We start from the raw sequence: 21,693 nt of genomic DNA, 5'->3' as shown, positions 1-21,693 counted from the left end.
GGTCCTGTCGGCGCACACGGTAGAACGTGTTCCAGAAATTGGGAATGGCGGTGCTGCGGAAAAGAAGCGGAAAGGGACAGGGAAAAGGACAGGTCAGTCCAGCAGGGCCAGGAAGTCGGTGCACGCGTCCGCGCACTCCCGGCACATCTTCGCGGCGTCCTCCGCGCCCGGGTACCGGTCGAAGACGTCCGCGCTCTCCAGGCACACGCTGCGGCACCACTCGACCTGGACGCGGATGCCGGCCTCGTCGAGCCGGTTCTGCTCGGACAGCATCCGGCAGGTGGCGTCGCACACCTCCGCGCACATGACGCCTTTGCGCCGGACGAGTTCCTGCTCCTCGGTCCCGTCCGGATCCACCATGCTCGCGCGCAGGGCACACGCCCGGGCGCACTCGGTGCATGCCAGCGCGCACGAGAAGCGGTCCTCCAGGAACCGGATGAGCTCCCTCTGCGATGTCGTCGTAGTCACACGGCGCGAGTTGCCGGTACCGACCGTGTCAAACCCGGATCGGGTTCATGACGAGGGCCTCGGGTACTCGCGTGCCATGGACAACGCATGGATGGACATGGCCGCGGGCAAGGCCCTCGGAATCGGGCTCGTCGCCGTCGGAGTGGTCGTCGTGGCCCTGCTGCTCGGCGCCTTCTGGGCGGGTGCCCGGGCCCGACGCCGGCAGCCGCCCCCGCCGCGCTCGGACGAGCAGCCGCGGATGCCGGAGGGCGGCCCGGTGCGCGAGGAGCGGGAACACCGCGAGTCCGACGAGGTACCCCAGGACGGCCGGCGCCGGACCCCGCACGAGATGACCAGTTCCTCCACCCCGGTCGACCCGACAGAGCAGGAACGGCGCGAGAACTAGGGCGGCGACCAGCCAGGCGGCGGCCGGGGCGCGCGGCGCGCGGAGTCCCGCCGACGGTCCAAGGCGGGCCGTGCACAGCGGCGCCGTCGCAGGTCAGCCGGTGGTGTGTCCCCACCGCCGTCCGACCCGCTCCCACTCCACGCCCCACCGCTCGGTGGCACGCCGCTGCACCCGCAGCCGCATCAGATACCCGCCGACGAGGACCGCGGACCCGGTGACCAGCGCGGCGCCGGCGCCGGCCAGGGCCGCGCGGGCCGAGGCCTCGGCGGCGTTCACGGGCGCGGGGACCAGGCGGCCGTGTCCGTCGGTCCAGGCCGGGACCGGGCCGCCGGGCTCGGTGTCGGGCTGCACCGGCGCCAGTCCCGTACGGACCGTGCCTTCGGCGTCGGTCCAGCGCACCGAGCCCACCACACGGTCGTGACGGATACCGGTGACCACATCGCGCGTGCTGCCCGGGACGATCCTGACCAGTACGGCGGCGACGGGTGTGCGGGCCGCCCGGTCCCGGGCCAGTGCCCGCTCCGCGGCCTGCGTCCCGACGACCCCCGCGAGCACCGCGAGCACCGTCGCGACCACCCAGGCGGCGAGCAGGATCCACGCCTCGACCACATCGCTGCGCCTGCGCAGCGGATTGCTCCGCCAGCGCCAGGTCAGGACCCTGACGCGTCCGGCCTTCCGCATCGGTCTCACCCCCTCGCGGGCGCAGTGAGGACGGATACATATAAACGGTCTCACCGGATGGGCGCGGACGGGAGGTCCGGGCATGTACGTCCCTTCCGGCGACGCATGGTCGGGCCGGACGGGGATACCCCAGTGCTATGCCACGGACAACGGGACCGGACGACGATGTGCAGGACCGCGAGCCGGATCGGCCCACCAAACTGCCGAAACGCTCCTGGTGGGCCGTGCTCAGGGGCACGGTCAAGGAGTTCCAGGCCGACGAGCTCGCCGACCGCGCCGCGGCCCTGACGTACTACGGGGTGCTGGCACTCTTCCCGGCGCTGCTGGTCCTGGTCTCGCTGCTGGGCATCGCCGGGAAGTCGGCGACCCAGAAGGTCATGGACAACCTCGCGAAGCTGGCGCCGAGCTCGGCTCGGGACATCATCGGCGACGCGGTGCGGGAGCTTCAGGCGCCCGGCGGCATCGGCTCGATCATGGCCGTGGTCGGGATCGTCCTGGCGGTCTGGTCGGCCTCCGGCTACATCGCGGCGTTCATCCGCAGCGCCAACGTGGTGTACGACATGCCCGAGGGACGCCCCCTCTGGAAGGTGCTGCCGATCCGGGTGGGCATCACGGTGGTGCTGCTGGTGCTGACCACGATCAGCGCACTGATCGTGGTGTTCACCGGCGGGCTGGCCCGGCAGGCCGGCTCGTTGCTGGGCATCGGGGACACCGCGCTGACGGTGTGGTCGATCGCGAAGTGGCCGGCGCTGGTGGTCCTCGTCACGATCGTCATCGCGATCCTCTACTGGGCGGCGCCCAACGTGAAGGGCCGCGGCTTCCGTTGGGTCACTCCGGGCAGTGTGCTGGCCCTGCTGGTCTGGATGACCGCCTCGGCGGGCTTCGCGTTCTACGTGGCCCACTTCGCCTCGTACAACCAGACCTACGGCGCGCTCGCCGGCGTGATCGTTTTCCTGGTGTGGCTGTGGATCAGCAACATCGCGGTCCTGCTCGGCCTGGAGTTCGACGCGGAGCTGGCCCGCCAGCGTGCCGTCGCCGGCGGACTGCCCAAGGACGAGGAGCCCTACCTCCCGCCCCGCGACACCCGCACCTGGAGCAAGGAGGCCTAATCCCGTCCTTTCTGGGGACTCGGCGGGCTGGAGGTCACACCATGATTCCCTTCCCGTTGGTGAGCCGCACATCGTGACAGACGAACACCCCATGCACCCGGGCCATTTGACGGTCAGTCAGTCCATCGTCGACGGCGTCCGGGTCGTCGCCCTGCGCGGCGAACTGGACCAGGCCACCCACGACTGCGTGGGCGAGGCACTGAATCCGCCGGCCGATGGCGCGTCGCCCCGGACGGTCGCCGATCTCTCCGGCCTGACCTTCATGGACTCCAGCGGCATCAACCTGCTGATCACCGCCCACCGTGCGGCCGTCGAGGCCCAGGGCTGGCTGCGCGTGGCCGGTACCCAACCGCCCGTGCTGCGCGTGATGCAGCTCGTCGGCATCGACACGCTCATTCCGTGCCGCTCGACGGTCCGCCAGGCACTGGAGGACTGATCACTGAACGGGTGCCGTAGTCTGCACGGGTCAGTTCTGACACAAATATTCGAATATCGAGGAGCGCCCGAATGGTGAAGCGAGACAGCGCTGTGGACCTGGTGGGGCTCCTGTCGGTCGACGGACGGGATCTGGCCGCGTCATGGGTCTCAGAGGTCTCGGGGTCGCTGGGCGGTCGCGTGAGCGCGGCGGAGCTCAACCGCGAGCTGCGCGAACTGTACGAAGCCCTGGTGGAGGCGCTGCGACAGGGCGCCACCGATGTCCACTCGGAGCAGATGTCCGAAGTCCGCGCCCTGTTGAACGAGCTGTCGAGGAACCGGGCGCGGCAGGGATTCTCGCCGAGTGAGACCGCCGTCAGCGTCTTCGCGCTGAAACGGGTTCTCGAACCCGTGCTGGAGACCGGCTCCGCCGAGGAGATCCGGGCCTATCTGCGGCTCGCCATGATTCTGGACGGCCTGGGTCTGTTCACGATCGAGACGTACACACAGACCCGGGACGAGCTGATCACCGCGCAGGCGGAGCAGCTCCTCGAACTGTCCACACCGGTGGTGCGGCTGTGGGACGGGGTCATCGCCGTACCGCTGGTCGGCACGCTGGACTCGGCGCGCACCCAGGTGGTCATGGAGAAGCTGCTGCAGGCCCTGGTGGACACCGGATCCGAGCAGGCGATCATCGACATCACGGGCGTGCCCGCAGTCGATACCCAGGTCGCCCAGCACCTGCTGAAGACCATCGTCGCCGCCAAGCTGATGGGCGCCGAGTGCACCGTGTCCGGTATCAGTCCGCAGATCGCCCAGACCATCGTCGCGCTGGGCATCGAGTTCGACGGCATCGTGACGAAGGCCAGCCTGGCGGACGCCCTGAAGCTCGCCCTGCGCAGGTCGGGCGTGGACATGGTCGCGCACACGGGCGGGCAGCGATGAGCGAGCGCATTCCGATCCTGCGGATCGGCGACACGCTGCTGGTGTCCGTCCAGTTCGATCTGGAGGACCAGACCGTCCTGAACCTCCAGGAGGACCTGGCCGAGCAGATCGTGGCCAAGTCGGCCCGCGGCGTCATCATCGACATCAGCGCGCTGGAGATCGTCGACTCCTTCGTGGGGCGCATGCTCGCGACGGTGGCCGCCATCTCGCGCGTGCTGGACGCCCGGACCGTGGTCGTGGGCATGCGGCCCGCGGTGGCGATCACCCTGGTCGAGCTGGGACTCTCGCTCGGCGGTGTCAGCACCGCCCTCGACCTGGAGAAGGGGCTGGCGAAACTGCGCCAGTCCCCCAGTTCGGCCTTGCAGTGACCGCGCCCTGGACAGCCGGCGAAGAGCCGCTGGTCCAACCCGTCGCGCGCAGCAGTGATCTCGTGCACGTCCGCCAGGCCATCCGGGCGCTGGCCCAGCGGTGCGGTCTGTCCCTGGTCGACCAGACGAAGATGATCACCGCGGCCAGCGAACTGGCCCGCAACACCCTGACCTACGGAGGTGGCGGCACGGTCAGCGCCGGCATGGTGAACGTGGACGGCAGACGAGGTGTGGCCGCCGTCTTCGAGGACTCCGGGCCGGGCATCCCCGACGTCGAACAGGCGATGACGGACGGCTGGACCTCGGGCGGCGGCCTCGGCCTCGGCCTGAGCGGTGCCCGACGTCTCGTCGACGACTTCCGCCTGCGGACCGCGCCCGGCGAGGGCACGGCCGTGACCATCATCAAGTGGGCGAGGTGAACACCGCGACCGTCCTCGAGCGCGAGGACCTGGCGTGGTTCCGGGACGGGCCGTCCCTGTCGGTGGCCGCCCGGGGCGCGGCCGCCGCACTGGCCCGGCGCGTCGGCTTCAGCGGCCACCGGGTGGCCGAGGTCGCCCTCGCCGTCACCGAGGCCGCCACGAACGTCCATCGGCATGCCGTGGACGGGGCCCTGCTGCTGCGCACGGTGCGCGCCGGGGACGAGGCCGGGGTGGAGTTCCTCACCGTCGACTCCGGGCCCGGGATGACCGACGTGGCCGCGGCGCTCGCCGACGGGGCGTCCAGCGCGGGCACTTTGGGCATCGGCCTGGGCGCGGTCTCCCGCCTCGCGGACCACTTCGACCTGCACTCCGTGCCCGGCCGCGGCACGGTCATGACCGCACGGTTCTGGCCACGCACCGGGGACGGCCGAGCCGTCGTCACCCCGGGCGAGCCCACCGCCGACGGAGTCACCAGGCCCATCAGCGGGGAGAGCGTGTGCGGGGACGCGTGGGCCGTCCGCAGGGTCGTGGGGGACGGCGGCGGTGACCCTTCGGCGCTCCTGATCATGCTGTGCGACGGACTGGGCCACGGCCCGCTCGCGGCGCGCGCGAGTCAGGCGGCGGTCAAGGCGTTCCACGGCGCCCACGACCTGCGTCCGGAGGGCGCCCTGAACGCGGTGCACCTCGCGCTGCGGGGGCTGCGCGGCGGAGCCGTCGCCGTGGCCCGGATCGAGCCCGCCGCGGGGCGGCTGCTGTACTGCGGTGTCGGCAACGTCAGCGGGTTCCTCGTCGCCGACGGCGTACGGCGCGCCCTGTTGTCGGCCCCCGGCATCGTCGGCATGCACATGCGCCGGTTGCGGACGTTCGAGGAACCGCTCCCCGACCACGGCGCCCTGGTCATGCACTCCGACGGGCTGACCGAACGCTGGGACCCGGCGGCGCTGCCCGGTCTGCTGGGGCACTCGCCGCTCGTCACGGCCGGACAGCTGCTGCGCGAGGCCGGTGTGCGCCGGGACGACGCCTCCGTGGTCGTGGTCAACGGCGCCTGGTGAGCGAAGCGATGAGTGGGACGAGTGGGAACAGGAGTGGGCGTGCCGACCGACGCGTTTGAGCCGGGCCCGCGTGGCGGCGCGCCCCGCCACCACCGCTCGTCGGCGTCGACGTCGGCGCCGGTCGAGCAGGTGGCGTCGTTCGGCCTGTCCACGCCCCAGGACGTGTTCGGACTCCGGCGAAGCGCCCAACAGGCCGCGGCGGCCGTGGCGTTGGAGCGACAGGACCAGGTGCGGCTGGCCACCGCGCTGAGCGAACTCGGCCGCGACCGCCTCGGCTGCCACGGCCTGGAGGTCACCTTCGGCCTGGACGCGACGGCGCAGCCGATGGCCCTGGTCATCACCTTCGTCTGGAGCGGCGGGCCGCCGCCGGCACCGGACACCCTCGACCTGGTGGCGAAGCTCGTACGCGTCGACCACGAGGCCGGGCCGTCCCGCAGCCGCGTCGTCATCACCCAGCAGCTGCCCGCGGACGGGGCGAGTGCGGCCGAGCTGCACACGCGCCTGGCGAAGGTGCTCGCGGGCGGCGGGCGGTCCACCGAGGCGGACGATCTGCGCGCCCAGACCCGCGACCTGGTCGCCACGCTGGAGGAGACCCGCGCCCAGGGCGAGGAACTCCGGCGGATGAACGAGGAGTTGGAGGAGACCAACCGCGGAGTGCTCGCGCTGTACTCGGAGTTGACCCAGGAGCTGGAGACCACCAACAGCGGTGTGCTGGCCCTGCACTCGGAACTGGACGACAAGCGGCAGCAGTTGCTGGAGGCGAGCGAGGCCAAGACCCGCTTCTGGACCAACATCAGTCATGAACTCCGTACCCCGGTCAACTCCGTGGTCGCGCTCTCCACCCTGCTGCGGGCGCCCAGTTCACCGTCCCTCACCGAGGATCAGCGGGAACAGGTCGATCTCATCGCGTCCTGCGGCCAGACGCTGCTGGCGCTCGTGAACGACCTGCTGGACGTCGCCAAGGCCGAGGCCGGTCACCTCGACATCCATCCGCAGCCGGTGGATCTGCGGCTGCTCCTGGCCCACCTCCGCGGCCTCCTGCACAGCGGCCACGACCAGGACCGCATCGCCCTGGTCACTCCCGGCCTCGACGAGCAGCCGCCCCTGGTGACCGACGAGACGCTGCTGGTCCGCATTCTGCGCAACCTCCTGTCCAACGCCCTGAAGTTCACCGAGCGCGGCGAGGTACGCCTGGACGTCGCCCTCGACCCCGAACCCGCGCCCCGCGCGATCCTGTTCACCGTCACGGACACCGGGATCGGTATCCCCGCCGCCGAACTCGACCGGGTCTTCGAGGCGTTCTACCAGGTCCGCGGCCCGCACCAGAGCGGGCTGCCCGGCACGGGCCTGGGCCTGTCCTACGCCCGCACGCTCACCGAACTGCTCGGCGGCTCCCTCACTCTCACCAGCACCGTGGGCGTCGGCACCCGGGCGCGGCTGCGCCTGCCGGACCTCGGCCACGTACTCGCGGACGAACCGGAAACGGAAGGGTCGGGCCATGACCGATAGAGTCCAGGATCCTTCGCCCGCCACCGTTCTGGTCATCGACGACAACGAGACGAACCGCTACGTCCTCACCAGCTGGCTGCGGCGCGCGGGGCACACCGTGATCGGCGCCGCCACCGGCGAGCAGGGGCTCGCGCGTCTCGGCTCCACCGAGAGCGCGCCGGTGGACCTCGCGATCATCGACGTCCTGCTGCCGGACATGAGCGGCTTCGAGGTCAGCGAACGCCTCAAGGACAGTCCGCGGACGGCCTATCTCCCGATCATCCAGATCTCCGCCGCCGCCGTCAGCCCGGACGATCACGCCGAAGGGCTGCGGCGGGGCGCCGACGCCTACCTCGACCAGCCCATCGACCCCGGCGAGCTCCTGGCCACCGTGACCGCGACCCTGCGCTACGCCAGAGCCCGCCAGCGCGCCGAGCGGCTGGCGCAACGCCTCATCGCGCTCAACACGGCGACGCTGGACGTCTACAGCGCCGTCGGCTTCCACTCCTTCGCGTCGGCGGCGACCGGTGGCGCGGCAAGTGTCCTGGGCAGTCCGGCCAGCGCCGTTTTCCTCTCACCGCAGGCGCAGGCCGTGCACAGCATGATCGACGACCCGCTCACCCCCGTACGCATCCATCCCGCCCAGCCGGGCCTGCTCGACCAGTTGGCGGCGCTCGGGCTGAACCAGGACACCGGGGTCAGGGTCGTCCGGGTCCCGCACGGCCAGTGGCGGGCGCTGCTGCCGGCCGACCACCTCCAGGGCGAGATCGCGCTCGCGGTCGCCCGCACCAAGCGCGGCCGGCCGCCCGTCTGCCTTGCCGTGCCCGCGGCGGCCCTGAGCGACGCGGACGACGAGCAGCTCCTCCAGCAGGTGGTCAACGCGAGCGCCCTGGCCCTGGAGGCGCTGCGGACCTACAACGAGGAACACGCCCTCGGGCTGGCCCTGCAACGCTCCTTCCTGCCCAAGGAGTTGCCCACGGTCCCCGGCATCGACCTGGCCTTCCGCTACGTCCCCGCCTCCGAACACGCCGAGATCGGCGGGGACTTCTACGAGGCGGTGCGGACGGTCAACGGACTGCTGCTGGCAATCGGGGACGTCGTGGGGCACTCGGTGACCGCCGCGACCGTCATGGGTGAGGTGCGCCACGCGCTGCGCGCGTACGCCATCGAGGGCCACCCGCCCCACCACGTGCTGGAACGCCTGGAGACCCTCCTCGGCCAGTCCCAGCCCGGCATCACGGTCACCCTCTGCCTGGTTCTCGTCACGCCGGACGACCACCGGCTGCACATCGCCAACGCCGGCCACATCCCCCCACTGGTGATCGACCCGAGGGAGGGACCGCGGTTCCACCACGCGCACGGCCCCCTCCTCGGCCTCGGCCTGCCCCATCCGCCGCCCACCGTCCTGGACGCCCCGCCCGGCACCCGCCTGCTCATGGTGACCGACGGCCTCGTGGAGGTGCGCACCGCCCATCTCGACACCACACTGACCGAGTTCCGTGACGCGGTGGCCGATGGACCGGAGGATCTGGAGGAACTGTGCGATCTCCTCCTGGCGCGTTTCGGACACAACAAGGACGACGACATCGCGCTGATCGCGGCTCTGTTCAGCTGAGCCGTCGAGCGGAGAGATCCGGCTCAGGTTTGAACCGGCGTGAACTTGTACATCCGGTGAAGGAACTGAAAGGGTCGGCCGCTCGGTGTGGTTATCCTCTCGGCTGTCGTCGTGCGGCGACGGCACCGAGATCCGCGGCGTGTGAGGGCAGGAAGGTCACAAGCATGATGTCGACGTCCGCTGGGGACGCCGAACCAGCGTCGCGTGCGCGGGAGGATGGCGCCGCGGAGTGGGAATGGCGGGAGCCGTCCGTCCTGTTGATCGAGGACGACCCCGGCGACGCCCTTCTGGTGGAGGAACTCGTCGCCGACAGCACCCTGAAGATGCGGCTGCGGTGGGTGCGGTCGATGGCGGAGGCCGCCGACGTCCTGGCCGCGGGGCTGCCCGACTGCGTACTGCTCGATCTGCATCTGTCGGACGCCCAGGGCCTGGAGGCGGTCTCCCGCGTCAAGGCGTACGCCGACCAGGTCGCCATCGTGGTGCTCACCGGGCTCGCCGAGGAACTGACCGGCCTCGCCGCGGTCGCGGGCGGCGCGCAGGACTACCTCGTCAAGGGGCGCGTCGAACCCGAGCTGTTCGGGCGGGCGGTGCGCTACGCGATCCAGCGCAAGCAGGCGGAGCAGTCCGCGGTGGCGCTCCAGGCCAGTCGGATGCAGGCGCAGGAGAACGCGCGTCTCGAACGGGGGCTGCTGCCCCGCCCGTTGCTGCACTGCGACGACGTCGACGTCGTGGCCCGCTACCTTCCCGGACGGGCCCAGGCGCTCCTCGGCGGTGACTTCTACGACATCGTGCAGACCGCCGACGGCACGGTGCACGCGGTGGTCGGGGACGTCTCCGGGCACGGACCGGACGAGGCGGCTCTGGGCGTCGCCCTGCGGATCGCCTGGCGGACCCTGGTGCTCTGCGGTGTCACCGGAGCCGAGCAGATCAGCCGCCTGGAGGAGATCCTGCTCGCGGAGCGCGCCCGCGACGAGGTCTTCGCGACACTCGTCAGCCTCTCCGTCGTGCCGGGCCAGGAGCGGGCCCGGGTGGTACGGGCCGGCCACCACGGATTGTTGCTGCGCACCGATCATGGTGTGGAGTGGGTCGAGCCGCCCGGCGGTCCGGCGCTGGGGGTGGTACCCGGAGGAGCGTCGTGGCCGATGACCGAGGTGGAGGTGCCTGCGGGCGCGGGGGTCGTGCTGTTCACGGACGGCCTCTTCGAGGGACATGTCGGCCGTGGCGCCGAGCGGCTGGGCGAGGCGGGTCTTCTGGCCCTTGCCCAGGAGGAGGCCGCGCTGGCGCCGGAACCGTTCGCCGACCGGCTGATCGAGCGGGTCGGCGGCCTGGCCGAATCACAGGGCGGTCTGGCCGACGACGTGGCCCTGGTGCACCTGTGCTGGAACTGAGCGAGTGGGGCGAGCAGTGCGGGACCGAAGCATGACGGACGGGGCGAGCAGGACATGGATCGGGCGCCGGCTCACGGTGCAGAGCTGGTTCTACCTGGTCCTGGCCCTCATGATGCTGGTGGTCGTGATCGGCACCGCGGTGGGCGCGAGCCTGCTGGACCGGACGGCACGGGTGACCGACGAGCTGCTGGAGCAGGTCCAGCCGGCCCAGACGGAGGCGTACCGGCTGCAGGCGACCCTGGTGAACCAGGAGACCGGCGTCCGGGGGTACGCGATCGCCGCCGACCGGCAGTTCCTGGAGCCCTACACCCAGGGCAGGCGGGACGAGGCCCGGGTGGCCGCCCGACTGCGCTCCCTGGTCGCCGACCGGCCCGCGCTCCTCGCCGACCTCGACGCGGTCCAGCGAGGCGCCGCCGACTGGCGCGACACCTATGCGGACCCCCTCGCCGCCTCCGTCACCCCCGGCCGGCCGCGAACCATCGACCAGCACACCGCCGACCGCGGCAAGGTGAAGTTCGACGACCTGCGCGCCCTGTGGACGAAACAGGACCGGGACCTGGCGCGGGCGGTCCACGACGGCCGGCGGAATCTGGCGCACGAGCGAAATGTCCGCAACGCGGTCCTCACCGGCATCGTGGTTCTCTTCGTGCTGACCGGGCTCACGCTCGCGATCCTCGTGCGCCTGCTCGTCACCCGCCCGTTGGAGTCGCTGCGCGAGGCGTCCCGGCAGGTGGCCGGCGGGGACTTCGACCACGTCATCAAGGGCGGCGGTCCTGCGGACCTGGCCGCGGTGGCCGCGGACGTCGAGGGCATGCGGCAGCAGATCGTCGCCGAGCTGGCGGCCTCCCGCAGCCAGCGGGACGTCCTGACCCGGCAGGCCGCCGACTTGGACGCCCAGGCCGTCGAACTGCGCCGCTCCAACGCCGAGTTGGAGCAGTTCGCGTATGTCGCCTCGCACGACCTCCAGGAGCCGCTGCGCAAGGTCGCCTCGTTCTGTCAGCTGCTGGAGAAGCGGTACGGCGACCAGCTCGACCAACGGGGCCTGCAGTACATCGACTTCGCGGTCGACGGCGCCAAGCGCATGCAGGTCCTCATCAACGACCTGCTCACCTTCTCCCGGGTCGGCCGCGTCAACGACGCCCAAGTGCCCGTAGGCCTCGATCAAGCCCTCGACAAGGCCCTGTCGAACCTGACGGTGGCCGTCGAGGAGTCCGGCGCCGGCGTCGACCGCCCGGACACCCTGCCCGAGATCGTCGGCGACCCCACCCTGCTGGCCATGCTGTGGCAGAACCTCATCGGCAACGCCCTCAAGTTCCGCGACCCGGACCGCCCGCCGCACGTGACGATCACCTGTGCCGTGGACCCCGACCGGCCGGACACCTGGCTCGTGTACGTCACCGACAACGGCATCGGCATCCCCCCGGAGTTCGCCGAGAAGGTCTTCGTCATCTTCCAGCGGCTGCACAGCAGAGACGCGTACGGCGGCACCGGCATCGGCCTTGCCCTGTGCAAGAAGATCGTGGAGTACCACGGCGGCACGATCTGGCTCGACACCGGCCGTACCGAGGGCACCCGCTTCTGCTTCACCCTCCCGTTCGCCGCAGTCCCGGCGGACGCCTCCGACCCCCGCACCGAGAAGAAGGCCCTGACATGACCACTCCCCCCGCCGCCACCATCGACGTCCTGCTCGTGGAGGACGACCCCGGCGACGAGCTGATGACCCGCGAGGCGTTCGAGGACAACAAGATCGGCAACACGCTGCACGTCGTACGGGACGGCGAGGAGGCCCTCGACTTCCTCTACCAGCGCGGCGACCACACGGACGCGCCCCGCCCCGGCCTCATCCTGCTGGACCTCAACCTGCCCAAGTACGACGGCCGGCAGGTCCTGGAGAAGATCAAGTCGGACCCCGAACTCGCCCACATCCCCGTGGTCATCCTCACCACCTCGGCGGCCGAGGAGGACATCCTGCGCAGCTACAAGCTGCACGCCAACGCCTATGTCACCAAGCCGGTCGACCTGGACCAGTTCATCGCCGCCGTCCGCCAGATCGACGACTTCTTCGTCCAGGTCGTCCGGCTGCCCCGCAGCGACGCCTGAGCCCGCACAGGACAGCGGGCACGCGACAGCCCCAGGACTTCTTGGAAGTCCCGGGGCCGAGGTGCGACGGATCAGACCATGGGGCTGCGCGGGGTGCCCATGTCGGGGCCGCCGCGCGGGGTGTCGGTGCCGTAGTAGGCGCCCAGCTCATCGTGGTAGCCCGGGTCCCCGAGGTGCTTCTCGCGGTCGAATTCGGGGGCGTCCTTGATCTGCTGCTTGGTGCGGTCGACGAACACCTTCTCGTCGTCCGAGTCGATCCTGATGACCGTGCTCGCCGGGAGCAGGACCTCCTTGCCGAAGATCCACACACCGGTGTCCACCACCAGATAGGCGTCGCCGACCTCGTCGGAATGCTTGTCGACCTTGCCGATACTGCCGTCCGTGGCCTCTACCTTGTAACCAGTGAGGTCGACACTCGCAAGACGGTCGGCGGTCGACTGGTAATCCCAAACATTCTCATTCACGTGAAAACAACTCCTCCGGAAAATGCGGCCTCGGTGACCGGCGTCCTCCGAGTGCCCAACTCCCCGGGCTTCACGCGGATCAGCGAACCCGGTCCCACTTCGACAGGAACGACGAGAGCGTCCGCATATAGGCCTCCCGGTCCTCCCACATCGCCATGTGCGCGCTGTGGGGGAACTCGACCCGCTCGAGGCCCTGCTGCGCAGCAGGGCCTCGGGGTACGGGTCGAGACGGCAGAATAAGGTGGCGTAGAAGACGTTCACCGCGTCGAGGTATTCGGGCGCGGTGTAGTCGCCCCTCGCCTCGTACTCGTCCAGGACGCTCTGCACGTCGGCCGGGAGGAGCGTGCGCAACTGCCGGGTGCCCGCGGCGAACCGGGGCGCGCTGGACGAGGTGCTGGCCAGGACGACGGCGCCCACCTCGCGGGGGCGGCGGAGCAGGTACTCGATGGCGAGCCAGCCGCCCCACGAGTGGCCGTACAGATGGAAGTGGCGCAGGCCCAACGCGCTTCTGACCGCCTCCAGTTCGGCGACGAACCGGTCGGTCCGCCACAGCGCGGGGTTGTCGGGCTTGTCCGAGTGACCGCAGCCGAGCTGGTCGTAGAAGACGACCGGCCGGTCGGTGGCGAGGTCACCGAGGGACTCCAGGTAGTCGTGGCCCGCGCCGGGTCCGCCGTGCAGCACCAGCAGCGCGGGGCGTCGGCCGCTGCCGACGACGTTCACCCAGACCCGGCCGCCGGGGACGTCGACGTACCGCTGACCTGGCCGGAGACCGGACCCGCCAACCGAACGGGGCTTGGCCCGCGCGGCCACGGGCACGAAGCCGCCGGACGCCAGGGCGCTGGACGACTTGAGAACGTTACGACGGTTGATCATCGTGAGGACTCTCTGCTCTCCTGTTGACGCGCGACGGTCATGGGCGCCCCCGACTGTCCGATCAACCCTCTGCCGCGCGGTCATGATCGTGCATCGGCCAGGTGACCTGCTTCCGACCGCTGCCCACCCCCTGGCCCGACACTCGATCTCGCCTACTCTGACCAGTGAGGAACAGGCCGGACACCCGTCTGCCGTGCACACCAGGAGGTACCGATGAAGATGTTGATCAACGTCCCGGAAACCGTGGTGGCGGACGCGTTGCGGGGCATGGCGGCGGCCCACCCCGAGCTCACCGTCGACGTGGAGAACCGCGTGATCGTACGGCGGGACGCTCCCGTGGCCGGAAAGGTCGCCCTGATCTCCGGCGGCGGCTCGGGGCACGAGCCGCTGCACGGCGGATTCGTGGGTCCCGGCATGCTCTCCGCCGCCTGTCCCGGCGAGGTCTTCACCTCCCCGGTGCCGGACCAGATGGTGCGCGCGGCGGCGGCCGTGGACAGCGGGGCCGGTGTGCTGTTCATCGTGAAGAACTACACGGGTGACGTGCTCAACTTCGACATGGCCGCGGAGCTGGCCGAGGACGAGGGCATCCAGGTCGCCAAGGTGCTGGTCAACGACGATGTGGCGGTCACCGACAGTCTCTACACGGCCGGCCGGCGCGGTACCGGCGCGACCCTGTTCGTCGAGAAGATCGCGGGCGCCGCCGCCGACGAGGGGCAGCCGCTGGAGCAGGTGGCGTCGATCGCCCGGCAGGTCAACGAGAACTCCCGCAGCTTCGGGGTCGCGCTCACCGCCGGCACCACGCCCGCCAAGGGCACGCCGACCTTCGATCTGCCCGCCGGCGAGCTGGAGTTGGGGGTCGGCATCCACGGCGAGCCCGGCCGGGAGCGGCGGCCGATGATGACCTCGGGCGAGATCGCCGACTTCGCGGTCAACGCGATCCTGGAGGACCTGCCCCCGCGCAACCCGGTCCTCGTCCTGGTCAACGGCATGGGCGGCACCCCGCTCCTGGAGCTGTACGGCTTCAACGCCGAGGTGCAGCGGGTGCTCGCCGCCCGCGGTGTCGCCGTCGCCCGCACGCTCGTCGGCAACTACGTCACCTCGCTGGACATGGCCGGCGCGTCGGTCACGCTGTGCCAGATCGACGAGGAGACGCTGCGGCTGTGGGACGCGCCGGTGAAGACGCCGGGGCTGCGCTGGGGCGTGTGACAGGGGGACCGGCGACCGCAACTCACCTACCACGCAAGGAGATCCCGTGCTCGACGCCGACTTCTTCCGCCGTTGGATGACGGCGACCGCCGCTTCCGTGGACCGTGAGGCGGAGCGGCTCACCTCCCTCGACTCCCCCATCGGGGACGCGGACCACGGCAGCAATCTGCAGCGCGGTTTCCGTGCCGTGGCCGCGACGCTGGAGAAGGAGGCGCCGGACACGCCCGGGGCGGTCCTGGCGCTCGCCGGACGGACGTTGATCTCGACGGTCGGCGGCGCGTCGGGGCCCCTGTACGGGACGCTGCTGCGCCGTACCGGCAAGGCACTCGGGGAGGCCGGCGAGGTGAGCGAGGCGGAGTTCGCCCAGGCGCTGCGGGCCGGGGTGGACGCGGTCATGGCGCTCGGCGGTGCCGCGCCGGGCGACAAGACCATGATCGACGCCCTGGTGCCGGCCGTGGACGCGCTCCCGGACGGTTTCGGCGCGGCCCGGGCCGCCGCCGAGGAGGGTGCGCTGGCGACCACGCCCTTGCAGGCGCGCAAGGGTCGGGCGAGCTATCTCGGCGAGCGCAGCATCGGGCACCAGGATCCCGGGGCCACCTCGGCGTCCCTGCTGATCGCGGCCCTGGCGGAGGCGGACGGTGAGTGACGGCAAGCTGGTCGGGATCGTGCTGGTGTCGCACAGCGCGGAGGTCGCGACGTCGGTGGCCGAGCTGGCGAAGGGCCTGGCCGGTGGCGGCACCGATGTGCCGGTCGCCGCGGCGGGTGGCACCGAGGGCGGCGGCCTGGGCACCAGCTCGGAGCTGATCGCCGCGGCTGCCGCGTCCGTGGACCGGGGTGCCGGGGTCGCGATCCTCACCGACCTCGGCAGCGCGGTCCTCACCGTGAAGGCCCTGCTCGCCGAGGGCGACGAACTCCCGCCCGACACGCACCTGGTGGACGCCCCGTTCGTCGAGGGCGCGGTGGCGGCGGTCGTCACGGCGTCGACGGGCGCCGACCTGGCGGCGGTGGAGGCGGCGGCCGGGGAGGCGTACACCTACCGCAAGGCGTGAACGGGCGGCGCCGGCGGACCCGGAGGAGTCCGCCGGCGCCCTCGCCGAGGACCTCGGCTCACACCACCTCGGCGCGACAGGCCTCGGCTCACTTGCCCTTCACGAACATCTTCGCCAACCGCTCCCCCGTGGCGACCGCCGCGGCATGGTCCTCGATCGGCTTGACCTGGGAGTCCTTGAAGACGATGTAGGTGACGCCGGAGGCCGTACCGCCGCCGCGCGGGTCCGGCTCGATGCCGAGGCCGCGGGCGGTGGCGTAGGACGCCTCGCCGATGATGTCGTGCGGGCCGACGTCGCCGACCACGGCGTACTGCACGCGGTCCCGGTAGACGACGGCGGCGACCGAGCCCCCGCGCACCCCGTGGTCGCGGTGGTTCCAGATCCGGCTCACCATGGGCACGACGATGTAGGGCAGCTGCTCGGCGCTCAGGTGACGCCCGTCGGCCTGCTGGTAGGCGGTCATGTCGGAGAAGAGCGGGTCGGTACGGCGGTTGCAGCGGGCGGTGGGGCGCCCGTCGCAGTCGATGTCCATGTCGGCCTTCCAGAAGACGGCGTCCCGGGTGCCACAGACCGGGATGTCGGCCGGTTTGCCGTCGTCGCTGCGGTAGCGGCCGCGGGAGACCTGGGTGCAGTCACGCGCTTTCGCCAGCAGGTCCGCGGCGGTCACGGCGCCCTCGCGCCACACCACCGGCTCCTGCTCGATGTGGTGCGCGGCGGCGGGCACGGTCGTGGGGGTGAGCAGGGCGGCGCTTGCCGCGGCCAGTGTCAGCGACTGGACACGCACGATAAGGAAGCCTCTCCTGGGGGACACTGACGGACACTCAGCCCACCCTGGTGCCGTTGCGATCATGCGGCCACCGTTGGGGGGCCGTACGGTGCACGACCCCGTCGGCGGGCCCCTGTCCCCGAACTTCCGGCAGGGGCCGGGCGCCTGAGCCCGTATCGGCTCCGGCCGCCCGGCCGCCCACGTCAGGCGCGGGATCAGCGACGACAGCGGCCCGCGCCACCGGCCCGAACTCCCCAGCCCTCAAAGGATGTTCGGCCGTCAGAAGCTTCAGCATACGAAACCTTCATAGGCGGTCACCAACGGGTCCGCCCGTCGTCCGCGCATCGCCCGCCCACGGTCCGACCACCGCACGCCCTCTTGATGCGACCACGTCAGCCGGGTCATATTGGTCCGGACCATTGCCGTCGCGCCGTCCGGGGAGGCAGAGTCGTGCGTCGTGTCGTCCTACTCCTGCGCACAGCCGCCACGGCCTGCGCGGCCGTGGCCCTGCTCGCGTCCTGCGCCTGGGGCGGCTCCGACACCGATGACGGCGGCCGGCTCCCCGGGGCGCCGGTCGGCGTCACCGCGGTGGCGGGCAGTTCCACGAGCGTGCACGTGATGTGGAACGCGGTGACCGCGGACCCGCCCGTCACCTCCTACGAGGTGTACCGGGGCACCACCAAGGTCCAGGAGGTGCCGGCCTCCGAGCGCATGGTGGACGTCATCCGGCTCAAGCCGGCCACCGGGTACGTCTTCTCCGTCCGGGCCCGCAGCGGCGAGGACCTGCTCGGCCCGCGCAGCAGGGAGGTCCGGGCCACGACCCCCGCGGCCGTGGCGGCGGACGCCGAGCCCCCCACCCGCCCGGGCGCCACCGAGGGCAAGGCGGTCGGCAGCCGGGCCGTCCAGCTCTCCTGGTCCGCCTCGAAGGACGACCGCGCGGTGCTGTCGTACGACGTCTACCAGGGCACCACGAAGATCCACAGTGTCGGCGGGAACCAGACGGCGACCGTGGTGACGGGGCTGCGGCCGGGCACGCACTACGCCTTCAGCGTCCGGGCCCGGGACGCGGCCGACAACCTCTCGCCGCCCGGCGCCACCGTCCGCCTCACCACGCCGGGTACCGACGACGGCCGCAACACCGCGCCCACCGCCTTCCGCGCGACCACCCACCGCGACGACGGGGCGTACTACATCGACCTCTCCTGGGTCCCGCCGCGCACGGACGGCGTGGTCACCGAGTACGAGATCCGGCTCGACGGACAGACCGCCACCTCGCTCGTGTACGGCGGGAACCCGCCGCGCGACAAGGCCACCTACTCCTTCTACATCGGCAAGGACGCGGGCGTCAGCCATCGGGTGCGGATCCGGGCCAAGCTGCCCGACGGCACCTGGGGCGGCTGGTCACCGGAGGTCACCTGCACGACGGCCTCCTGACGGCGGAGCGCGCATGGGCCGGACGAAGGAATCCGTCACCTGCCCGGTGGCGCTCCGCATGCGGGACGGGCCGGGAGCACATTGGCTGCCCCTGAGGCAGCACGGGCGTTCCCCAACCCTCGGCGGCGCTAGGGATGTCCCGCCAACCGTGCCGTCGGAGGCTCCCATGCGCATGACTCGTCCACCCCTCCGCACCGCGGCGGCCGCCGTCGCGCTCCCCCTGGCCCTGACCGCCGGCCCGGCCGCGGCCGCGGGATCGGGGATCTCCGTGAGCACGAGCGGGTCCACGGTCTCGGTGACGACCGCCACCTGCTCACAGACCAGCAGCAGCGGCAGCTGGGGCACGGCCTCGCTGCTCAACAGCAGCCAGGCGAACTTCGCCCAGGGCCGGCAGGTGGCCCTCTCGGGCACGACCGGCCTCCAGTCCGCGGCCTGGCAGACGGTGAACCCCGGCACGTACACCGTCGTGGTCATCTGCTCGGGCGGCGCCAGGAGCACCGCGGGCACCCAGTCCGTGATCGTGTCGGCCGCCTCCACACCCACCATCTCCGCCACGGCCTCGGCTTCCCCCTCGCGCGGTGTCATGGGCGGGATCGGCGGCGCGGTCAAGGACTACGGGACGCTCACCCTGACCGCGGGCAGTGCCCTGGTGGGGGCGGGTGTCATCGCCACCGCCTGGGTCCTGCGCCGCCGCGCCAAGCCCTACCGGCTCTGAGACCGGGCGGGCTCAGGCCCGCCCGGCACCCGGGAGTCCGGCCGACGGCGGTTCGACACGGGCCGGTTCGGCATCGGCCGGTTCGACATCGGGCAGCTCGACATCGGGCAGTTCGGCGAACTCCTCCACCGCATGCGCGAGCCACCGTGTCCAGAAGGTCTCCAGGTCGATGCCCGCCCGCAGCACCAGGTGGCGCAACCGGTCCTGGGGACCGTCCTTGCCGGGCGGGAAGTCGCGCCGCTCGATCTCCTCGTACTCCGCCAACTGCCGCTGATGCAGGTCGAGATGGCGGCGCAGATCGATCTCCACGCCCGCCGTGCCGACCACGGCCGCCGCGCGCAGCCTGAGCAGCATCGTGTCCCGCAGCGGCTTGGGGTCGTGGGCGGCGGACGTCCAGCGGGCCAGTTCGGCGCGGCCCGCGGGCAGCACCTCGTAGCTCTTCTTCTGACCGCGGGCGGGCTGCTCGGTCGGCAGCGCCCTGATCTGCCCCTCGGCCTCCAGTTTTCCCAGCTCGCGATAGATCTGCTGGTGCGTGGCCGACCAGAAGTAGCCGATCGACCGGTCGAACCTGCGGGTCAGCTCCAGCCCCGAGGACGGCTTTTCGAGCAGGGCGGTGAGGATCGCGTGCGGGAGTGACATGCGGTCATCCTAGGGACGGGCCCTACAGGGCGGCGGCAACCTCGGTGCCCTGCTTGATCGCCCGCTTGGCGTCCAGTTCGGCGGCCACGTCGGCGCCGCCGATCAGGTGCGCGGCGCGGCCCGCGGCGACCAGTTCCTCGTACAGGCCCCGGCGCGGTTCCTGTCCGGTGCACAGCACGATCGTGTCGACGGGCAGGACCGTGCTCTCCTCGCCGACGGTGACGTGCAGTCCGGCGTCGTCGATGCGGTCGTAGCGGACACCCGGGACCATGGTGACGCCCCGGTGCTTGAGTTCGGCGCGGTGGATCCAGCCGGTGGTCTTGCCGAGGCCCGCGCCGACCTTGGTCTCCTTGCGCTGGAGCAGGTGCACCGTGCGGGGCGGGGCGGTCCGCTCGGGTGCGGTCAGGCCGCCGGGCGCGCGGTATTCCATGTCGACGCCCCACTGCCGGAAGTACGTCGACGGGTCCTCGCTCGCCTTGTCGCCGCCGTCGGTGAGGTACTCGGCGACGTCGAAGCCGATGCCGCCCGCGCCGAGGATCGCGACGCGGTCGCCGACGGTCGCCTCGCCGCGCAGGACGTCGAGGTAGCCGACGACGCTCGGGTGGTCGACGCCGGGGATGTCGGGGGTGCGCGGGGTGACGCCGGTGGCGACGACCACCTCGTCGAAGTCGGCCAAGTCCCCTGTCGCGACCGGCGTGTTGAGGCGTACGTCCACTTCGTGCTCGTCGAGCCGGGTGCGGAAGTAGCGCAGCGTCTCGTCGAACTCCTGCTTGCCCGGGACCTGTCGGGCGACGTTGAGCTGTCCGCCGATCTCGCTCGCGGCGTCGAAGAGCGTGACCTCGTGTCCGCGTTCGGCGGCGGAGACCGCGCACGCGAGTCCGGCCGGGCCCGCGCCGACGACGGCGACGCGTTTGCGCAACCTCGTGGGCGCCAGGACCAGTTCGGTCTCGTGGCAGGCGCGCGGGTTCACCAGACAGGACGTGATCTTGCCGCTGAAGGTGTGGTCGAGGCAGGCCTGGTTGCAGCCGATGCAGGTGTTGATGGCCTCGGGCGTGCCGGCCGCGGCCTTGTTGACGAAGGCGGGGTCGGCGAGCATCGGGCGGGCCATGGAGACCATGTCCGCGCAGCCGTCGGCGAGCAACTCCTCGGCGAGTTCGGGGGTGTTGATGCGGTTGGTGGTGACGAGCGGGACCGACACCTGGCCCATGAGCTTCTTGGTGACCCAGGTGTAGGCGCCGCGCGGGACCGAGGTGGCGATGGTGGGGATGCGGGCTTCGTGCCAGCCGATGCCGGTGTTGATGATCGTCGCCCCGGCCGCCTCGACGGCCTTCGCGAGGGTGATCACCTCGTCGAGCGTGGAGCCGCCGGGGACCAGGTCCAGCATGGACAGACGGTAGACGAGGATGAAGTCGTCGCCGACGGCCTCGCGCACCCGGCGCACGATCTCGACCGGGAAGCGCATGCGGTTCTCGTATGCGCCGCCCCAGCGGTCGGTGCGGTGGTTGGTCTGCGCCGCGATGAACTCGTTGATGAGGTAGCCCTCGGAGCCCATGATCTCGACGCCGTCGTACCCGGCCCGGCGGGCGAGGCGGGCGGTGCGGACGTAGTCGTCGATCGTCTCCTCGACCTCCGCGTCGGTCAACTCACGCGGCGGGAAAGGGCTGATGGGCGCTTGGAGCGGGCTCGGCGCGACCAGATCCTGGTGGTAGGCGTACCGCCCGAAGTGCAGGATCTGGAGCGCGATCCGGCCGCCCGCGCGGTGCACGGCCTCGGTGACCACCGTGTGCTGCTCGGCCTCGGCGTCGGTGGTGAGCTTCGCGCCGCCCGCGTACGGCCGTCCCGCGTCGTTGGGCGCGATGCCGCCGGTGACGATGAGCCCGACTCCCCCGCGCGCCCGCTCGGCGTAGAACTCCGCCATGCGCTCGAAGCCGCGCTCGGCCTCCTCCAGGCCGACGTGCATCGAGCCCATCAGGACGCGGTTGGGCAGCGTGGTGAAGCCCAGGTCGAGCGGGCTCAGCAGGTGCGGGTAGCGGCTCATCGTCGGGCCCTCCGTGCGGGGTGTGGTGCCTTCTTTTGTAGAGGTCCGCCGCTTGTTTTGCAACTAGTTGCATAAAC

General features: G+C 71.4%; 23 protein-coding genes and 1 pseudogene. 17 read left to right on the top strand and 7 right to left on the bottom strand.

The annotated features are described in order from the left end of the window. Positions 1 to 93 precede the first annotated feature (93 nt). Complete coding sequence (locus tag ACIP6U_RS28665) at positions 94 to 468, bottom strand: ferredoxin (RefSeq protein ID WP_401723429.1); 375 nt, start codon at positions 466 to 468, stop codon at positions 94 to 96. A 76-nt stretch (positions 469 to 544) separates the two neighbouring features. Between ACIP6U_RS28665 and ACIP6U_RS28660 the strand changes: the two genes are divergently transcribed. Next, positions 545 to 853 (top strand): DUF6479 family protein, encoded by a 309-nt coding sequence (locus ACIP6U_RS28660; protein WP_401723428.1) that lies wholly within the window; start codon positions 545 to 547, stop codon positions 851 to 853. 93 nt (positions 854 to 946) lie between these two features. Here the strand turns inward: ACIP6U_RS28660 and ACIP6U_RS28655 are convergent, their stop codons facing one another. After that, complete coding sequence (locus ACIP6U_RS28655) at positions 947 to 1,534, bottom strand: hypothetical protein (RefSeq protein WP_401723427.1); 588 nt, start codon at positions 1,532 to 1,534, stop codon at positions 947 to 949. A 137-nt stretch (positions 1,535 to 1,671) separates the two neighbouring features. Between ACIP6U_RS28655 and ACIP6U_RS28650 the strand changes: the two genes are divergently transcribed. The 11 genes from ACIP6U_RS28650 to ACIP6U_RS28600 all read left to right on the top strand — a co-directional run bounded on the left by ACIP6U_RS28650 (position 1,672) and on the right by ACIP6U_RS28600 (position 12,432). Next, entirely contained in the window at positions 1,672 to 2,643 is a 972-nt protein-coding gene (locus ACIP6U_RS28650; protein WP_401723425.1) for a YihY/virulence factor BrkB family protein, read from the top strand. 73 nt (positions 2,644 to 2,716) lie between these two features. After that, on the top strand, positions 2,717 to 3,079 hold the full coding sequence (locus ACIP6U_RS28645; RefSeq protein WP_401723423.1) for an STAS domain-containing protein: 363 nt from the start codon (positions 2,717 to 2,719) through the stop codon (positions 3,077 to 3,079). Positions 3,080 to 3,150: 71 nt separating this feature from the next. Beyond that, positions 3,151 to 4,002, top strand: coding sequence for an STAS domain-containing protein (locus ACIP6U_RS28640; protein ID WP_401723421.1), 852 nt, complete (start codon positions 3,151 to 3,153; stop codon positions 4,000 to 4,002). Further along, entirely contained in the window at positions 3,999 to 4,370 is a 372-nt protein-coding gene (locus tag ACIP6U_RS28635; RefSeq protein WP_124001251.1) for an STAS domain-containing protein, read from the top strand. The genes ACIP6U_RS28640 and ACIP6U_RS28635 overlap by 4 nt, the downstream gene beginning before the upstream one ends. A 29-nt stretch (positions 4,371 to 4,399) precedes the next feature. Further along, positions 4,400 to 4,789, top strand: a complete 390-nt coding sequence (locus ACIP6U_RS28630) for an anti-sigma regulatory factor (RefSeq protein ID WP_401723893.1) — start codon at positions 4,400 to 4,402, stop codon at positions 4,787 to 4,789. Continuing rightward, complete coding sequence (locus ACIP6U_RS28625; RefSeq protein WP_401723420.1) at positions 4,777 to 5,841, top strand: ATP-binding protein; 1,065 nt, start codon at positions 4,777 to 4,779, stop codon at positions 5,839 to 5,841. The genes ACIP6U_RS28630 and ACIP6U_RS28625 overlap by 13 nt, the downstream gene beginning before the upstream one ends. 129 nt (positions 5,842 to 5,970) lie before the next feature. Continuing rightward, the gene (locus ACIP6U_RS28620; protein WP_401723890.1) at positions 5,971 to 7,350 is read left to right on the top strand and encodes a sensor histidine kinase; all 1,380 of its coding nucleotides are present in this window, start codon (positions 5,971 to 5,973) and stop codon (positions 7,348 to 7,350) included. Beyond that, on the top strand, positions 7,340 to 8,944 hold the full coding sequence (locus ACIP6U_RS28615; RefSeq protein WP_401723417.1) for a SpoIIE family protein phosphatase: 1,605 nt from the start codon (positions 7,340 to 7,342) through the stop codon (positions 8,942 to 8,944). The genes ACIP6U_RS28620 and ACIP6U_RS28615 overlap by 11 nt, the downstream gene beginning before the upstream one ends. Positions 8,945 to 9,111: 167 nt before the next feature. Then, positions 9,112 to 10,332: a PP2C family protein-serine/threonine phosphatase gene (locus ACIP6U_RS28610; RefSeq protein ID WP_401723888.1), complete on the top strand. Its 1,221-nt coding sequence runs from the start codon at positions 9,112 to 9,114 to the stop codon at positions 10,330 to 10,332. A gap of 31 nt (positions 10,333 to 10,363) precedes the next feature. Beyond that, the gene (locus tag ACIP6U_RS28605) at positions 10,364 to 11,986 is read left to right on the top strand and encodes a CHASE3 domain-containing protein (RefSeq protein ID WP_401723414.1); all 1,623 of its coding nucleotides are present in this window, start codon (positions 10,364 to 10,366) and stop codon (positions 11,984 to 11,986) included. After that, positions 11,983 to 12,432, top strand: coding sequence for a response regulator (locus ACIP6U_RS28600; protein ID WP_401723411.1), 450 nt, complete (start codon positions 11,983 to 11,985; stop codon positions 12,430 to 12,432). The genes ACIP6U_RS28605 and ACIP6U_RS28600 overlap by 4 nt, the downstream gene beginning before the upstream one ends. Positions 12,433 to 12,503: 71 nt before the next feature. Here the strand turns inward: ACIP6U_RS28600 and ACIP6U_RS28595 are convergent, their stop codons facing one another. Together ACIP6U_RS28595 and ACIP6U_RS28590 are read right to left on the bottom strand one after the other, a co-directional pair. Next, positions 12,504 to 12,896 (bottom strand): PRC-barrel domain containing protein, encoded by a 393-nt coding sequence (locus ACIP6U_RS28595; protein ID WP_401723885.1) that lies wholly within the window; start codon positions 12,894 to 12,896, stop codon positions 12,504 to 12,506. 198 nt (positions 12,897 to 13,094) lie between these two features. Continuing rightward, positions 13,095 to 13,769: pseudogene (locus ACIP6U_RS28590) on the bottom strand (proline iminopeptidase-family hydrolase); the annotation flags it as partial. Positions 13,770 to 13,982: 213 nt separating this feature from the next. Between ACIP6U_RS28590 and dhaK the strand changes: the two are divergent. From dhaK to ACIP6U_RS28575, 3 genes are read left to right on the top strand one after another with little or no spacing between them, the layout of a single operon-like run. After that, positions 13,983 to 14,975 (top strand): dihydroxyacetone kinase subunit DhaK, encoded by a 993-nt coding sequence (dhaK, locus tag ACIP6U_RS28585; protein WP_401723410.1) that lies wholly within the window; start codon positions 13,983 to 13,985, stop codon positions 14,973 to 14,975. A gap of 46 nt (positions 14,976 to 15,021) precedes the next feature. Further along, positions 15,022 to 15,621 carry a dihydroxyacetone kinase subunit DhaL gene (gene dhaL, locus ACIP6U_RS28580; RefSeq protein WP_401723408.1) on the top strand — a complete coding sequence of 200 codons (600 nt, stop codon included), beginning with the start codon at positions 15,022 to 15,024 and terminating at the stop codon, positions 15,619 to 15,621. Beyond that, complete coding sequence (locus tag ACIP6U_RS28575) at positions 15,614 to 16,024, top strand: PTS-dependent dihydroxyacetone kinase phosphotransferase subunit DhaM (RefSeq protein WP_401723406.1); 411 nt, start codon at positions 15,614 to 15,616, stop codon at positions 16,022 to 16,024. Before dhaL ends, ACIP6U_RS28575 begins: the two co-directional genes overlap by 8 nt. Before the next feature lie 88 nt (positions 16,025 to 16,112). Here ACIP6U_RS28575 and ACIP6U_RS28570 read toward each other — a convergent pair whose 3' ends face one another. Then, complete coding sequence (locus ACIP6U_RS28570) at positions 16,113 to 16,808, bottom strand: glycoside hydrolase family 75 protein (protein ID WP_401723404.1); 696 nt, start codon at positions 16,806 to 16,808, stop codon at positions 16,113 to 16,115. Positions 16,809 to 17,240: 432 nt separating this feature from the next. Between ACIP6U_RS28570 and ACIP6U_RS28565 the strand changes: the two genes are divergently transcribed. Both ACIP6U_RS28565 and ACIP6U_RS28560 read left to right on the top strand, forming a co-directional pair. Then, positions 17,241 to 18,224 (top strand): fibronectin type III domain-containing protein, encoded by a 984-nt coding sequence (locus tag ACIP6U_RS28565; protein ID WP_401723402.1) that lies wholly within the window; start codon positions 17,241 to 17,243, stop codon positions 18,222 to 18,224. A 166-nt stretch (positions 18,225 to 18,390) separates the two neighbouring features. Continuing rightward, positions 18,391 to 18,939 carry a hypothetical protein gene (locus tag ACIP6U_RS28560; RefSeq protein WP_401723400.1) on the top strand — a complete coding sequence of 183 codons (549 nt, stop codon included), beginning with the start codon at positions 18,391 to 18,393 and terminating at the stop codon, positions 18,937 to 18,939. 12 nt (positions 18,940 to 18,951) lie between these two features. Here ACIP6U_RS28560 and ACIP6U_RS28555 read toward each other — a convergent pair whose 3' ends face one another. Further along, a complete protein-coding gene (locus ACIP6U_RS28555) occupies positions 18,952 to 19,578 on the bottom strand; it encodes a PadR family transcriptional regulator (RefSeq protein WP_401723398.1) in 627 nt (208 codons plus the stop codon). Between the two features lie 22 nt (positions 19,579 to 19,600). Further along, positions 19,601 to 21,616: an FAD-dependent oxidoreductase gene (locus tag ACIP6U_RS28550; protein ID WP_401723396.1), complete on the bottom strand. Its 2,016-nt coding sequence runs from the start codon at positions 21,614 to 21,616 to the stop codon at positions 19,601 to 19,603. Positions 21,617 to 21,693 lie beyond the last annotated feature (77 nt).

The sequence above is a fragment of the Streptomyces sp. NPDC088794 genome (assembly GCF_044750545.1).
GTDB lineage: Bacteria > Actinomycetota > Actinomycetes > Streptomycetales > Streptomycetaceae > Streptomyces.
The sequence above is the reverse complement of the archived record's forward strand: the minus strand, read 5'-3'. Positions and strand labels throughout refer to the sequence as shown.

Excerpts from the sequence above, each read along its gene's own strand:
- ACIP6U_RS28660 (WP_401723428.1), top strand. The coding sequence starts at position 545 with ATGGACAACGCATGGATGGACATGGCCGCGGGCAAGGCCCTCGGAATC.
- ACIP6U_RS28655 (WP_401723427.1), bottom strand. The coding sequence starts at position 1,534 with ATGCGGAAGGCCGGACGCGTCAGGGTCCTGACCTGGCGCTGGCGGAGC.
- ACIP6U_RS28650 (WP_401723425.1), top strand. The coding sequence starts at position 1,672 with ATGCCACGGACAACGGGACCGGACGACGATGTGCAGGACCGCGAGCCG.
- ACIP6U_RS28640 (WP_401723421.1), top strand. The coding sequence starts at position 3,151 with ATGGTGAAGCGAGACAGCGCTGTGGACCTGGTGGGGCTCCTGTCGGTC.
- ACIP6U_RS28635 (WP_124001251.1), top strand. The coding sequence starts at position 3,999 with ATGAGCGAGCGCATTCCGATCCTGCGGATCGGCGACACGCTGCTGGTG.
- ACIP6U_RS28615 (WP_401723417.1), top strand. The coding sequence starts at position 7,340 with ATGACCGATAGAGTCCAGGATCCTTCGCCCGCCACCGTTCTGGTCATC.
- ACIP6U_RS28610 (WP_401723888.1), top strand. The coding sequence starts at position 9,112 with ATGTCGACGTCCGCTGGGGACGCCGAACCAGCGTCGCGTGCGCGGGAG.
- ACIP6U_RS28605 (WP_401723414.1), top strand. The coding sequence starts at position 10,364 with ATGACGGACGGGGCGAGCAGGACATGGATCGGGCGCCGGCTCACGGTG.
- ACIP6U_RS28600 (WP_401723411.1), top strand. The coding sequence starts at position 11,983 with ATGACCACTCCCCCCGCCGCCACCATCGACGTCCTGCTCGTGGAGGAC.
- dhaK (WP_401723410.1), top strand. The coding sequence starts at position 13,983 with ATGAAGATGTTGATCAACGTCCCGGAAACCGTGGTGGCGGACGCGTTG.
- ACIP6U_RS28560 (WP_401723400.1), top strand. The coding sequence starts at position 18,391 with ATGCGCATGACTCGTCCACCCCTCCGCACCGCGGCGGCCGCCGTCGCG.
- ACIP6U_RS28555 (WP_401723398.1), bottom strand. The coding sequence starts at position 19,578 with ATGTCACTCCCGCACGCGATCCTCACCGCCCTGCTCGAAAAGCCGTCC.
- ACIP6U_RS28550 (WP_401723396.1), bottom strand. The coding sequence starts at position 21,616 with ATGAGCCGCTACCCGCACCTGCTGAGCCCGCTCGACCTGGGCTTCACC.